Source organism: Actinophytocola sp., assembly GCF_045807065.1.
Lineage (GTDB): Bacteria > Actinomycetota > Actinomycetes > Mycobacteriales > Pseudonocardiaceae > Actinophytocola.
Genome location: NZ_JBJMIE010000397.1, coordinates 1 through 12,555, shown reverse-complemented (window position 1 = coordinate 12,555; position 12,555 = coordinate 1). Strand labels below are relative to the sequence as shown.

Here is a 12,555-nt window from a genome sequence, read left to right as displayed (position 1 = left end):
GGCCCGGGCCTCGGCGACGGACGCCAGTGGGCCGGTCACCACGATGTCGCCCGCGCGTAGCGGGTCGTCCGTTTCCGCCAAGGCGGCTGCCAGTTCGGCGACCGCGGCCGCCGGGTGCCCAAGGCTCGCCGCGGCGGCCGCGGTCGCGGCCACCTCGCCGTTGTGCTCCAACACCACGCCGAGGAGCCGCAGGTCCACCGGCGGCACCGGAACGGGACTGCCGATCACGTGCCGGCCGCCCGCGACCAGTGCCGGGCAGACGGCCTTCGTCGCCGCCAGGACGTTCCACACCGTGCCGATCCGCACGTCCGCACCCAGCACGAACGCGATGCTCGCCGCCACCGGGCCCGCGGGCAGCGGGCCGAAGGACGCCCTCGCCGCGGTCATTCGACCACTCGCACAGTTACCGCTCCCAGGTTGTCGAACTCCGCGCGGAAGACGTCGCCCGCCACCATCGGGACGGCCGCGTGCAGAGCGCCGGTCATGATCAGGTGGCCCGGCTCGAGCGTGACACCGACGGCACCGAGTGTGTTCGCGAGCCACGCGACCACCAGCACGGGGTCGCCGAGCGCGGCCGCGCCGGCACCGGTGTCCACGACGGAGCCGTTGCGTGTCAACACCATACCCACCATTCGAGCGTCCACATCGGACAGCGAAACGAGCTTGCCGGCCGTCGCCACCGCGCCGTTCGACGCCAGGTCCGCGACCGTGTCCGCCAGGCCGATCCGCCAGTCCTCGATGCGGGAGTCCACGATCTCCACCGCCGCGACCACGCCCGACACCGCGCGGGCCGCGTCGAGCAGGCTCACGCCGGGACCACGCAGCGGCTCGCCGAGGACGAACCCGAGCTCCGCCTCGAGCTTGGGCTGGATGAAGCGGCTCGCCGGCACCTCGGCGCCCGAGGGATACACCGTGGACGCCAGCACCGGGCCGTAGTCCGGCGAGTCCATGCCGATCAGCCGCTGCATCGGCTTGGACGTGAGCCCGACCTTGTACCCGACGATCCGGTCACCGTCCGCCAGCAGCAGTTTCACCAGCTCCTGCTGGATGGCATAGCCGTCCTCGGCGCCGAGTCCCGCGCCGAACGGTGGGATGGGGACTCGGGTGCGCCGCGCCTCGTACAGTGCCCTGGCCGTCACCTGCGGATCCATTGCACCTGTATAACCACAAAACGTGGACTACACCAGGTTGGGTTCGTCCGGGTTGAAGGTGTCGCCGGTCTGCCTCGGCATGATGAGCTACGGCGACAAGAGCAGGCGGGCGTGGTTCCTGTCCGAAGAGGAGGCCGAGCCGATCGTGCGGCGCGCGGTCGAGCTGGGCGTCAACTTCTTCGACACCGCGGACATGTACTCGAACGGGCTGACCGAGCAGATCACCGGTCGGCTGCTGTCCCGGCTGTTCACCCACCGCGACGACTACGTGCTCGCCACGAAGGTCTACTTCCCGACGGGTGAGGGCCCCAACGACCGGGGCCTGTCGCGCAAGCACGTGCTGGCCGCCATCGACGGCTCACTGCGCAGGCTGGGCACGGACTACGTCGACCTGTACCAGACGCACCGCTGGGACGACGAGACGCCGATCGAGGAAACCCTTGCGGTGTTTGATGATCTGGTGCGCGCGGGCAAGGTGCGCTACCTCGGGGTGTCGACGATGCCGGCGTGGCAGCTGTCGAAGGTGCAGTACACCGCGCGGATCGGCGGCTTCACGAAGTTCGTGTCGATGCAGAACTACTACAACCTGCTGTACCGGGAGGAGGAGCGGGAGATGGTCCCGCTGTGCCTCGACCAGGGCATGGGCCTGATCCCGTGGAGCCCACTGGCCCGCGGCATGCTGGCCGGCACCCGCCACCGCGACGGCGCCCGCGAAACAACCCGGGGCGGCAACGACGCACTGGCCGACGAGCTGTACGAGGCCGAGGACTTCGACGTCGTGGACGCGGTTCGCGCGGTAGCCGCCGAGCGAGGGACGCCACCGGCGCGGGTGTCACTCGCGTGGCTGATGGGAAGACCAGCGGTAACCGCACCGATCGTGGGCGCCACGAAGATCGGCCACATCGAGGACGCGGTGGCCGCGACGGAACTGACCCTGTCGGCGGAGGAGGTGGCGCGGTTGGAGGCGCCGTACCGCCCGCACGAGGTACTCCCGAAGCGGCGGGGATAGTCCACAGCCGCACCGCACGGCACCCGAGACTGTCGGTGCTGTCCGGTAGCGTTGAAACCGGGGGACCCCTGGGGCACGAGAGTCCCATTCGCTCGGGTTGGCCGGGTGAAATTGCGGGATTGCCGCTCAAGGCGACGGGACTGTCGGGCTGCCGGTTAACGGAACCACCGACGGTCCCGGAGTGGCGCGGTGTGGCCTGTGGACAACGCCGGCGGTTGTCCACAGCCGCGACTCACCACAGCCGGGATCTTCGGTCTCCTGCCGTAGGCTGGATTCCGGGGGGCCGGAGGCCGCTCAGGTACTCGTTCGGGTGCTGTCGTCCTGTCACGGGCGCACTGTCGCGGCCGAGGAATGCCGCGGGATCGGTTGGGAAGGAGCCGTCGATGATCACGGAACCCACGCTCGTCCGGATCGGTGAGGCGGTGCAGCTCAGCCACCAGGGCGAGCGGGAGGCCGCTCGTGTCCTGTTCGCGGAGATCTGGGACGAGATCGGCGGCGAGCAAGGGGATCCTTTGCACGTTTGCACGCTCGCGCACGCGATCGCGGACGTGCAGGACGACGTGCGGCAGGAGCTGGTCTGGGATCAGCGGGCGCTGACGGCCGCCGCCCTACTGACCGACGCGCGGGTGGCGGAGGCCGGGGTCACACTTCCGGTGGCCGGTTTGTACCCGTCGTTGCACCTGAACCTGAGCGAGTGTTATCGCAAGCTGGGCGAGCTGGACCGTGCGCGTGAGCACCTCCGGCAGGCGCAGGCCACGATCGGCGCGCTCGGCGATGACGGGTACGGACGGATGATCAAGGAGGGCTTGGCGCAGATAGCCGAACAGCTGCGCTGATCCGGTAGCGGCGAGAGCAGAGCGGATGCGGGCAGCAGAGCGTTCTCCCTGCCCTTGCTCCCCGGTGACCGCACGATCACTGGCCCGCCCGAAGCGGTGGTCCCGACGCGGGTCAGGCGATCTCGTTGACGTGGGTGATGTTCGCCTGGTCGGCCGGGTCGTCGCTGGGGATGCTGGCGAACCAGCCGTCCAGGATCTCCGTCAGAAGTGGGGTGCTCGTCAGGCGTAGGGACAGGGCCAGCACGTTCGCGTCGTTCCAGCGGCGGGCGCCGCGGGCGGTTTCGGCGTCTGTGCACAGTGCCGCGCGTACGCCTGGGACCTTGTTCGCGGCGATGGACGCGCCCGTGCCCGTCCAGCAGCAGACGACGGCCTGGTCGGCCTGGCCGTCGGCGACCGCGCGGGCCGCCTTCTCGCTCGCCCAGGCCCAGTCGGCGCGGTCGTCCGGGTTCAGGGCGCCGTGGACGACCGGGTCGTGGCCGCGTTTGCGTAGTTCCTCGACGACCGTCTCGGCCACTCCGACCAGTTCGTCCGCGGCGACAGCGATTCTCATGGCTTCGAGGCTAGAGGCGGCGGAACATGATGTGCAGCCCCACGTACCCCTTCGTCGCGTGCAGGTAGCCCTCGGGCAGGGTCGCGATGATCTCGAAGCCCAGTGACCGCCACAGCTTCACCGCCCCCGTGTTCGTCTCGACGACCGCGTTGAACTGCATCGCGCGGAAGCCGTCGGCGCGGGCCTGGTCGAGGACGTACTCCCCCAGTGCGCGGCCGACGCCCCTGCCGCCGTGCTGTGGGGACACCATGAAGCTCGCGTTGGCGATGTGCGCGGCCGGGCCGCGGTGGTTCGGGCCCATCTTCGCGGTGCCGAGAACCGTGTCGCCCTCGACCGCGACGAGGGTGCGGTGCGGCAGGGCGGTCGCCATCCAGCTCCCGCGGGCGTCCTCCTCCGTCTCGTCCCGCGGCCACGTGTACGTCTCCCCCGCGCGCACGATGTCCCGGAGGAACGGCCAGATCTGTGACCAGTCCTCAGGTACGGCGTCCCTGATCTCCATATCTGCGGAGCGTAGTCGGGTCGGACACGATCGGGCGTTACCGGCCAGTTGCCCTCTTCCTCACGCGTTCTGAGGTCCACTGTGGAGGCATGAACTTCACCCGGCTCAGTGGCGCGTTGCTGGCCGTTGCCTTGCCGTTCGCGTTCACCGGCGTCGCCAGCGCTTCGCCGGACACCTCGCTCGTGCTCACCCTCGTCGACGACAACGGCGGTGCCGAGAGCGTCTTCCTCACCTGCGACCCGCCGGAGGGCACGCATCCGAACGCCAGCAGCGCGTGTGCCCAGATCCGTGCGGCACAAGGGGACTTCTCGGCGCTGCGCGGTGAGGAGCCGCAGATGATGTGCACCATGGAGTACCTACCGGTGACCGCGATCGCCGAGGGTACGTGGCTCGGCAGTCCGATCGAGTGGACGCACGAGTTCGGTAACGGCTGCACGCTACACACCGCTACCGGCGCCGTCTTCCTGTTCTAACGGGTGAGCAGGACGTTCCGCGGCTCGGCGAGGTGCAATCCGCCGTCGCGCACGAAGCCGAACCGGCCGGTGCGCAGGTAGTTGTCAGTCGAGCCGCGTAGCCGCGCACAGAACGTCCGTTCACTCGCCCCAGGCCGGCCCAGGTAACCGACCGCCACACTTGGGCCAGCCACCCACACCTCGCCCGTCGTGCCGTCCGGGCACCGCGTGGCGGTGAGGGGGTCGGCGATCGCGATGTCCGTGTCCCGCGTGGACCCGCCGAGGTCCAGCAGGCGCGTGTCGCCGGGCTTGACGACCCGACCGGGCTCGAGGCTGTCCGCGTCGAAGCCGCCGACGGCGAGCCCTCGCCGGCCCGTGACCAGTGCCGTCGCCTCGGGGGTCCAGTAGGCGGGGAAGAACGCCCGGGCATGGAAACCCTGTCGTGCCCCCAGGTTCGCGAAGCGTTCGAGGGTCTCGGGCTCGGCACCGGTGACCGCGACGTCCCAGTGCGACAGGTTGAGCCCGGCCGGGACCGACTGCCAGGCGTAGGCGAGGTCGGGGGCGAAGCTGATCGTCGCTTTGCGTAGCGAGACCGTGCGCAGCCACTCGTCCGGGGTCGTGTCGGGAGGCAGGAGGGTGACGCGGGCGCCGGTGAGCAGGGGCGCGAGGACGCCGCCGACGAGGCCGAGGTCGCTGTGGGGCGGCAGGTAGCTGACGACGCCGGTGGACCTGCGCATGCCGACATGCCGCGCGAGCTGCGCCGCGGCGGCGACGAGGTTGGCGTGGGAGAGCATCACGCCGCGTGTCGGGCCGGGTGGGTACTGGATGAGGGCCAGGGAGTCGGGACCGACGTCGGGGCGACGCCAGTCCCGCGGGTCGCCGTCGAGGTGGCCGAGGTTGCGCACGCCCGTGACCGGGAGGCCGATGGCCGCAGCCGGCTGGGCGTCGTCGACGATCTCGTCAAGCCGCCGGTCGCCGTCGGGCGACGCGGGGACGGCGACGACGCCGGCGTGGAGGCAGCCGAGCAGGGTGGCGACGTACTCGGCGCCGGGCGGGAGCAGCACGAGCACACGCTGCCCGGTGAGCCCACGCCGCATGAGCGCCACGGCGATGGCCCTGGCGCGGGCGCCGACGCCCGCCCGCAGCCCAACCAGGTCGACGAAGGTCGTTGTGCCAGTCATGCCCTCTCCTCGGTCGAGTTCCGCTCGAACAGGACATCGCGTGTCGCTTGAGGGGGACTCAAGAGGTGATCAAGGGCGGTTGTGGGTGGGGTGGATCACGGTGCGAGGTGGCGAAGGGGCAGACCCGCGTAGGGGCGCCGGGTATGCGCGACGCGACAGGCCATTCGGATCGCCTTGCCGAGACCGGGTCGCGGCCGCACCGGTGCCGGATCACGGGTGGCTGGGCTGGAGCGTCGGGCCGCAACTAGGTGACCGGGATTATTCGGGCGTCCAGGAGTCGGCCGTCTTCTATGTCCAGTTCGCCGATGGTGCCGTGGGGTTGGCGGCGGCGGTCTGTGGGTGAGCCCGGGTTGAAGATGCGGAGGTCCGGGCCCTCGATGTCCATCGGGATGTGGGAGTGGCCGTAGACGACCAGGTCGGCGTTGGGGAAGCGTCTGTGCATCCGTGCCAGGCGGCCGTCCTTCTGGCCGCTGTCGTGGATCATGGCGATCTTCAGGCCTGCCAGGGTCAGCTCCAGGGTTTCGGGAGCGCCCCAGGCCGACACCTCCGGGCCGTCGTTGTTGCCGGCCACGACGTGGACCGGGGCGAACTCGGCCAGTTCGTCCAGGACGCTGGGCACGCACACGTCGCCGGCGTGGAGGATCACGTCCGCCTTGGCCAGGTGTTCGGCCACCCTGGGTGGGCAGGACTTCCAGTGCCTCGGGGCGTGGGTGTCGGACAGCACTACTACCCTCAAACTCCGCCCTCCTCGTGCGTGGGGTGGGTGTCCGCCGGTCTCGCGGGGTGAGTTCGGCATTACCCCAGCCCACGCCGCGCGACACCTCGCGGGGACGGTGGCTAGGTGAGCAGCACGGGTAACGCGTCCAGGCCGTAGACGATCGACACCTTTCGGAACGTGAGGTCGTCCGTGGCCAGGCGCATGTTCGGGAAGCGGCGCAGCAGCGCGGGGTAGGCCGCCCGTAGTTCCATGCGGGCCAGCTCGGCGCCGATGCAGCGGTGTACGCCGTAGCCGAACGCCAGGTGAGTTGTCGGGGCGCGGTGGGGGTCGACCTTCTCCATGCCCTCGCCCAGGGCCGGGTCCCGGTTGGCGCCGGACAGGGAGACGATCACCACGTCGCCCTTGCTGATCTGTATGCCGCCCACCTCGGTGTCCTCGCGGGCGAACCTCGGGAACGCGACCTGCACCACGGTCAGGTAGCGCAGCACCTCCTCCACGAAGCCGTGGATGGCGGTGTCGTCGTCGTGGACCAGCTTGAACGTGTCGCGGTCCTGCAGGAGCACCAGCGCGCCCACCGCCAGCATGCTGGCGGTGGTCTCGAAGCCGCCGGTCAGGACGCCGTCGGCCAGGCCCGCCAGCTCCAGGTCGCTGACCTGGTCGCCGTGGTCCTTGATGATCATGCCGAGGAGGCCGTCGCCCGGTTCGACGCGTTGCTTCCTGACCACCTCGGTCAGGTAGGCGAGGGACTCGGAGATCGCGCCGAGCGACGCGGTCGCGCCGCCGAACAGGTCGAACCGCGCCATGGACAGGCGTTGGAACTCGTCGCGGTCGTGGTACGGGACGCCCAGCAGCTCGCAGATCACCAGGCTCGGGATCGGGAGCGCGAAGTGTTCGGCCAGGTCGACCGGGCCGTCCACCGCGGCCATCTCGTCCAGCTGCTTGTCGATGATGGCCTTGATGCCGGGGGTCAGGCGCGACAGGCGACGCATGGTGAACTCCGGCGTCAGGATCTTGCGCAGCCTGGTGTGGTCCGGCGGGTCCGCGAAGCCGAGGCCGCCCGGGCTGTGGCTCTCCGACGCGCCGTGCTGGCCGACCAGGTTCGCGAAGTCGTTGCTGTAGCGCTTCGCGTCGGCGAGGACCGTCTTGGCCTCCTCGTACCCGGTGACGAGCCACACGTTCACCCCGAACGGGATGGGCAGCTTGGTCACCGGTTCGCGGTCGCGGAACTCGCCGAGCGCCGGGACCGGGTCCAGACCGTCGCGCTTGAGCGGCAGCAGCGCACTGTCCGGCAGCAGTGCCATCTTCGACAGGTCGAAGCCCTTTTTGGACGCACGCGCCAGGTACCAGCGCGTTGCCCAGGTCATGAACCTCGAACGCAGGCTCATCATGACCGAACCCCCCTTACTTGACTGCGATCGCGAGACTAGCCGCCCTGGTCGCGGGCGGATCGGTACGGCCCGAGTGATAAACGGAACGTCACCTTGTGTTTCGCGTCGGCGTGCCGCGGGGCCGGCGGGTGGGCCGGCCGGAGGAGCGGTTGATGTTCATGGGACCGACGGTAGGCGCGGTCGGGCGCGGTGCGCACTGTGGTGTACCCCGGTCTTTCCCTGAGGTGTGCCTCGGCTCCTACCCTGAGGCCTTCCGCATCAGGTACTCGCGTTCCGGCAGGCTGAAGGTCCGTTTCGCCGCTCTTCGGTAGTGCACGCGGGCCTGCTCGTGCTCGCCGGCCAGGTCGAGCAGGTGGGCGCGGACCGCGTCCAGGCGGTAGTGGCTCGCCACGCGCTTGTCCACGTCCAGTTCCGCCAGCAGGTCCAGCCCTGCCCGCGGGCCCCGCACCATGGCGGTCGCGATCGCCCTGCTCAGGGTCACCATCGGGTTCGGCGCCATCCGGTCCATGATCTTGTACAGGATGAGGATCTGCGCCCAGTCCGTCTCCTCGGTGCTCGGGGCCTCGTCGTGGATGGCGGCTATCGCGGCCTGCAGCTGGTACGGGCCAGGCGGCGACTCCGCCAGCGTCCGGGTGATCAACGCCACGCCCTCCTCGATGCGGGCGCGGTCCCACCGGGAGCGGTCCTGCTCGGCCAGCGGCACCAGGGCGCCGTCGGGGGCCGTGCGGGTGGCCCGGCGGGCGTCCGTGAGCAGCATCAACGCCAGCAGGCCCGCGACCTCGCCGTCCTCCGGGACGAGCGTGTGCACTTCGCGGGTCAGTCGTATTGCTTCCTCGGTCAGCTCGACGCGTTGCAGGTCGGCGCCGGAGGAGGCGTTGTAGCCCTCGTTGAAGATCAGGTACAGCACGTGCAGGACCGTCGGCAGCCGCTCCGGGCTGTCGGGGAAGCCGAGGCCCTTGATCTTCTGCTTCGCGCGGCTGATGCGCTGGGCCATGGTCGACTCGGGGACCAGGAACGCGCTCGCGATCTCCGCCGTGGTCAGGCCGCCCACCGCGCGCAGCGTCAGCGCCACCTGCGAGGGGGCGGACAGCTCGGGGTGGCAGCACAGGAACAGCAGCTTCAGCGTGTCGTCGACGTGCCTGGTCAGGTCCTCGTCCGGCGCCGGCTCGACGGACACGGTCAGCTCGCGCTGGCGGCGGGCGGACTCGCTGCGCCACTGGTCGGTGAGCCGCCGGCCCGCGACCGTGACCAGCCAGCCCGCCGGCTCCTTCGGCACGCCCTCCGCCGGCCACTGGACCGACGCCGCGAGCAACGCCTCCTGCACGGCGTCCTCGCAGGCGTCGAACTGCCCGTGCCGGCGGACGAGCGTACCGAGGACCCGCGGCGCCAGGCGGCGCAGCAGGTCCTCGATCTCCCTGTCACTCACAGATCGGCGCCCGCCGAGAACATCACCGGCCGGATCTCGATCGCGAGCCCCTTGAACCTGGTGTCCGGGATGAGCTTGGCGAGCTCGACCACGCGCTCCTCGCTCTCGCAGTCCAGCAGGTAGAAGCCGCCCATGAACTCCTTGGCCTCGAGAAAGGGCCCGTCGGTGACCGCGGGGGTGGTGCCGCCGTGGACGACCTTCGTGTTGCTCGGGTCCGCGAGCGCCTGGGTGAGGATGAACTCCCCCGACTCCTGCGTGACCCTCATGAACTCGCTGTGGCCGTCGCCGATCAGCTTGTGCTCCTCCTCGGTGAGGGCCTCGAGAACGGCTGGGTTGACCTGCATGATCAGGAGGTACTTCACGGTGTCGCTCCTAGTGTCGTGCGCCCGTCGGGCGCGGTTCGACAGTGAGTCGGAGCCGCCCGACGGGTCTCGACATCTGCCACGAGGAACCTAGGCGATGTGACCCACGTCGCTCAGCAGCCCCACTGGCCGAACACCGAGACGACCTCGTTCATGGCGGCGACGGTCTTCGGGCCGACGACGCCGCTGGCCTTGATGCCGGCACGCTTCTGGAAGTCACGGACGAACTTCTGCATCTGCGGGCCGTAAACGGGGTCGTTCACATTGAAGAAAGCGCCGGATTTGTTGTACGGGTAAATTCGCATCAGCATGTCGCCGAGCGCGATGACCTTCTGCTGGTTCCGCTCGCCCGGCTGCAACGAGAATGCCTTGATCTGGTCAAGGCTGTTGCCGGTGACCCCCTTGAACTTCGTACCGACGAGCGCCTCCCACGTCTTCGAGCCGACGACCCCGCTAGCACCCAAGACCCAACCGAACGAGCGAAGCGAAGCGAGCAAGACAAGCGAGCAAAGCGAGCGAGCAACAAACGCCACAACGCTGGTTCAGGACCCCCGCACCGTGGGGGGTTTGGGGGGCTCGGCCACCCAATATATCGCGAAACGCCCCGGCGAGCGCTCTCCGCGAGCAGGGGGTACCCAGCGTTGAGCCGGCAAGGGGACTCGAACCCCAAACCTGCTGTTTACAAGACAGCTGCTCTGCCAATTGAGCTATGCCGGCGTGGCCCGTGGGCCGCTCTCATCCTAGGGCACGATCACTTCGGGCAGCGTCGAGTTGGCCACGACGGGCCAGGCGGGTGCGGTCCGGAGGGCACGGCCGCGGCTAGGTTGGCGGCATGACTGACTCCTTGCGATCGGTGCGGATCGACCGCGTGTCGACGGGCAGGTATGTGGTGACCAATGCGCGCGGCGGCACGCTGCCCGTCGGCGGTGACGACTTCACCCCGGTCGAGCTGTTGCTGGCGGCCATCGGCGCCTGCACGTCCATCGACACGGACACGGTGACGAGCCGGCGCGCCGAGCCGTCGAAGTTCACGGTCACGGTGAGCGGCGACAAGGTCTCGGACAGGGAGGACGGCAACCGGATGACGAACCTGTCGGTCACCTTCGACGTCCAGTTCCCGGAGGGCCCGGCCGGTGACGAGGCGCGGACCCTGCTGCCGAGGACGGTGAAGCTGTCCCATGACCGGCTGTGCACGGTCAGTCGCACAGTAGAGTTGGGGACGGACGTCAATACCACGATCGCGTGAAACTGCGTGCCAAACTTCGTACCGGTGTGCTCCACCCGTCCCTAGCCTTGGCTGCTGGAAGGTAGCTCGAGCACGGCTGGGGACGCATGACTCGCATGAGGGTGCTCAAACCACTGGCGGCCTCGTTCGCTCTCACGAGGTCGGCGGGTGGGCTGACCGTGTACTGGAGCGGCGAGTGGCGGGACAAGTTCGGGCTCAACCCGGTCTACGTGAACCTCCTCGCCCCGCGGCAGGCCACGCTCGCCGTCGCGCGGTTCGAGTTCAAGCACCCGAACGAGAACGGCACGGGCTACGACACGGCCAGATCAGAGGTGATCGCACGGACTCCGCGACAGGAGCCGGTCGGCGACCTGGACATCGAGACGGCTCGCCCGCTCTGGGCGGCGCGGGTGGTCTTCCGTCACGAGAACGCCCCGGCCGGGTACACCAAGTGGATCTACAACCCGTATTTCTAACCTAAACGTGTGCAACCCCGCACCTCTCATCCCCCATGACCACTATTTGTTGACTAATGTCATAAGCCGACTCGTAACGAGGAGGCGCGCTCGGCGTGAGCACCGAGATCAGCAACAGTGGTGGGGCCGAATTCATCGTCGTGGCCAACCGGCTGCCCGTCGACCTGGAACGGCTGCCGGACGGCACGGAGCGGTGGAAGCACAGCCCCGGTGGCCTGGTCAGCGCGCTCGAGCCGTTCCTCCAGCGGAACAGCGGCGCCTGGGTGGGTTGGCCCGGTGTCGCGGACGTCGACGTGGACAAGTTCACCGAGAACGGCATCTGGCTGCACCCGGTGAAGCTGACCGCGGAGGAGGTGCGCCTCTACTACGAGGGCTTCTCCAACGGCACCCTGTGGCCGCTGTACCACGACGTGGTGGCGCCGCCCGTGTTCGAGCGGGCGTGGTGGAACTCCTACGTCAAGGTGAACAAGCGCTTCGCGGACGCGGTCGCGCAGATCGCGGCCGACGACGCCATCGTGTGGGTCCAGGACTACCAGCTGCAGCTCGTGCCGGCCATGCTCCGCGAGCAGCGGCCCGACCTGCGCATCGGCTTCTTCCTGCACATCCCGTTCCCGCCGACCGAGCTGTTCATGCAGCTGCCGTGGCGGCGCGAGATCATCCAGGGCCTGCTCGGCGCGGACCTGGTGGGTTTCCACCGGCCCGGCGGCGCGCAGAACTACCTGTGGCTGGTCCGCCGGCTCATCGGCCTGGAGCCCAGCCGCGGCGCGGTCGGCGTGCGGACCAGGCCCGGTGTGGTCCAGGTCGGCGACCGCAGCGTGCGGGTCGGCGCGTTCCCGATCTCGATAGACGCGAGTGGGCTGGACACGATGTCGCGCAGCCGCGAGGTCATCCAGCGCGCCAGGCAGATCCGGTCGGACCTCGGCAACCCGCGCAAGATCATCCTGGGCGTGGACCGGCTCGACTACACCAAGGGCATCGACGTCCGCCTGTACGCGCTGCAGGAGCTGCTCAACGAGGACCGGATCGACCCGACCGAGGTCGTGATGGTGCAGCTGGCCACGCCCAGCCGCGAGCGGGTCGAGCACTACCAGGCACTTCGTGTGAAGGTCGAGCGCGAGGTGGGCCGGATCAACGGGGAGTACGGACGTGTTGGTGTGCCGGCGGTGCATTACCTTCATCAGTCGTACAGTCGCAGCGAGTTGGTCGCGATGTACTGCGCGGCTGATGTGATGATGGTTACTCCTCTACGAGACGGTATGAACCTGGTGGCCAAGGAGTACGT

15 protein-coding genes, 1 tRNA gene and 1 pseudogene are annotated in these 12,555 nt (G+C 69.3%); 6 read left to right on the top strand and 11 right to left on the bottom strand.

Features of this window, described 5'->3' with window-relative positions; genetic code table 11:
- Positions 1-387, bottom strand: a pseudogene (locus tag ACJ73U_RS23235) (hypothetical protein); the annotation flags it as partial.
- Positions 384-1,139, bottom strand: coding sequence for a 2-keto-4-pentenoate hydratase (locus tag ACJ73U_RS23230; RefSeq protein ID WP_407779799.1), 756 nt, complete (start codon positions 1,137-1,139; stop codon positions 384-386). The gene ACJ73U_RS23230 and the pseudogene ACJ73U_RS23235, both read right to left, overlap by 4 nt.
- A 34-nt stretch (positions 1,140-1,173) precedes the next feature.
- Here ACJ73U_RS23230 and ACJ73U_RS23225 point away from each other — a divergent pair, with 34 nt between their 5' ends.
- On the top strand, positions 1,174-2,160 hold the full coding sequence (locus tag ACJ73U_RS23225) for an aldo/keto reductase (protein WP_407779798.1): 987 nt from the start codon (positions 1,174-1,176) through the stop codon (positions 2,158-2,160).
- A gap of 383 nt (positions 2,161-2,543) precedes the next feature.
- Entirely contained in the window at positions 2,544-2,996 is a 453-nt protein-coding gene (locus ACJ73U_RS23220) for a hypothetical protein (RefSeq protein ID WP_407779797.1), read from the top strand.
- A gap of 112 nt (positions 2,997-3,108) precedes the next feature.
- Here the strand turns inward: ACJ73U_RS23220 and ACJ73U_RS23215 are convergent, their stop codons facing one another.
- Positions 3,109-3,546: an RpiB/LacA/LacB family sugar-phosphate isomerase gene (locus ACJ73U_RS23215; RefSeq protein ID WP_407779796.1), complete on the bottom strand. Its 438-nt coding sequence runs from the start codon at positions 3,544-3,546 to the stop codon at positions 3,109-3,111.
- Positions 3,547-3,556: 10 nt separating this feature from the next.
- Positions 3,557-4,045, bottom strand: a complete 489-nt coding sequence (locus ACJ73U_RS23210; RefSeq protein ID WP_407779795.1) for an N-acetyltransferase family protein — start codon at positions 4,043-4,045, stop codon at positions 3,557-3,559.
- Between the two features lie 89 nt (positions 4,046-4,134).
- Between ACJ73U_RS23210 and ACJ73U_RS23205 the strand changes: the two genes are divergently transcribed.
- Positions 4,135-4,518, top strand: a complete 384-nt coding sequence (locus tag ACJ73U_RS23205; protein WP_407779794.1) for an SSI family serine proteinase inhibitor — start codon at positions 4,135-4,137, stop codon at positions 4,516-4,518.
- Here the strand turns inward: ACJ73U_RS23205 and ACJ73U_RS23200 are convergent.
- The 7 genes from ACJ73U_RS23200 to ACJ73U_RS23170 form a co-directional block, all read right to left on the bottom strand.
- Positions 4,515-5,678: an AMP-binding protein gene (locus ACJ73U_RS23200; RefSeq protein WP_407779793.1), complete on the bottom strand. Its 1,164-nt coding sequence runs from the start codon at positions 5,676-5,678 to the stop codon at positions 4,515-4,517. The two genes, ACJ73U_RS23205 and ACJ73U_RS23200, sit on opposite strands and share 4 nt — an antisense overlap.
- 244 nt (positions 5,679-5,922) lie before the next feature.
- Complete coding sequence (locus ACJ73U_RS23195) at positions 5,923-6,414, bottom strand: metallophosphoesterase family protein (RefSeq protein WP_407779792.1); 492 nt, start codon at positions 6,412-6,414, stop codon at positions 5,923-5,925.
- Positions 6,415-6,515: 101 nt separating this feature from the next.
- The gene (locus ACJ73U_RS23190; RefSeq protein ID WP_407779791.1) at positions 6,516-7,784 is read right to left on the bottom strand and encodes a cytochrome P450; all 1,269 of its coding nucleotides are present in this window, start codon (positions 7,782-7,784) and stop codon (positions 6,516-6,518) included.
- Positions 7,785-8,022: 238 nt separating this feature from the next.
- On the bottom strand, positions 8,023-9,210 hold the full coding sequence (locus tag ACJ73U_RS23185) for an RNA polymerase sigma factor (RefSeq protein WP_407779790.1): 1,188 nt from the start codon (positions 9,208-9,210) through the stop codon (positions 8,023-8,025).
- Complete coding sequence (locus ACJ73U_RS23180) at positions 9,207-9,572, bottom strand: YciI family protein (protein WP_407779789.1); 366 nt, start codon at positions 9,570-9,572, stop codon at positions 9,207-9,209. The genes ACJ73U_RS23185 and ACJ73U_RS23180 overlap by 4 nt, the downstream gene beginning before the upstream one ends.
- Positions 9,573-9,685: 113 nt before the next feature.
- A complete protein-coding gene (locus tag ACJ73U_RS23175) occupies positions 9,686-10,069 on the bottom strand; it encodes a peptidoglycan-binding protein (protein ID WP_407779788.1) in 384 nt (127 codons plus the stop codon).
- Between the two features lie 147 nt (positions 10,070-10,216).
- Positions 10,217-10,289, bottom strand: a tRNA-Thr gene (locus ACJ73U_RS23170).
- Between the two features lie 115 nt (positions 10,290-10,404).
- On the opposite strand from ACJ73U_RS23170, the gene ACJ73U_RS23165 reads away from it, so the two are divergent.
- The 3 genes from ACJ73U_RS23165 to ACJ73U_RS23155 all read left to right on the top strand — a co-directional run.
- Positions 10,405-10,818: an OsmC family protein gene (locus ACJ73U_RS23165; protein WP_407779787.1), complete on the top strand. Its 414-nt coding sequence runs from the start codon at positions 10,405-10,407 to the stop codon at positions 10,816-10,818.
- 86 nt (positions 10,819-10,904) lie between these two features.
- Entirely contained in the window at positions 10,905-11,273 is a 369-nt protein-coding gene (locus tag ACJ73U_RS23160; RefSeq protein WP_407779786.1) for a hypothetical protein, read from the top strand.
- Between the two features lie 95 nt (positions 11,274-11,368).
- The coding region (locus tag ACJ73U_RS23155; RefSeq protein ID WP_407779785.1) for a trehalose-6-phosphate synthase at positions 11,369-12,555 on the top strand (1,187 nt) is incomplete at its 3' end.

What these genes read in the sequence shown, in the direction of transcription:
- ACJ73U_RS23200 (WP_407779793.1), bottom strand. Translation starts at nt 5,678, where the DNA reads ATGACTGGCACAACGACCTTCGTCGACCTGGTTGGGCTGCGGGCGGGC.
- ACJ73U_RS23190 (WP_407779791.1), bottom strand. Translation starts at nt 7,784, where the DNA reads ATGATGAGCCTGCGTTCGAGGTTCATGACCTGGGCAACGCGCTGGTAC.
- ACJ73U_RS23220 (WP_407779797.1), top strand. Translation starts at nt 2,544, where the DNA reads ATGATCACGGAACCCACGCTCGTCCGGATCGGTGAGGCGGTGCAGCTC.
- ACJ73U_RS23160 (WP_407779786.1), top strand. Translation starts at nt 10,905, where the DNA reads ATGACTCGCATGAGGGTGCTCAAACCACTGGCGGCCTCGTTCGCTCTC.
- ACJ73U_RS23215 (WP_407779796.1), bottom strand. Translation starts at nt 3,546, where the DNA reads ATGAGAATCGCTGTCGCCGCGGACGAACTGGTCGGAGTGGCCGAGACG.
- ACJ73U_RS23210 (WP_407779795.1), bottom strand. Translation starts at nt 4,045, where the DNA reads ATGGAGATCAGGGACGCCGTACCTGAGGACTGGTCACAGATCTGGCCG.
- ACJ73U_RS23205 (WP_407779794.1), top strand. Translation starts at nt 4,135, where the DNA reads ATGAACTTCACCCGGCTCAGTGGCGCGTTGCTGGCCGTTGCCTTGCCG.
- ACJ73U_RS23165 (WP_407779787.1), top strand. Translation starts at nt 10,405, where the DNA reads ATGACTGACTCCTTGCGATCGGTGCGGATCGACCGCGTGTCGACGGGC.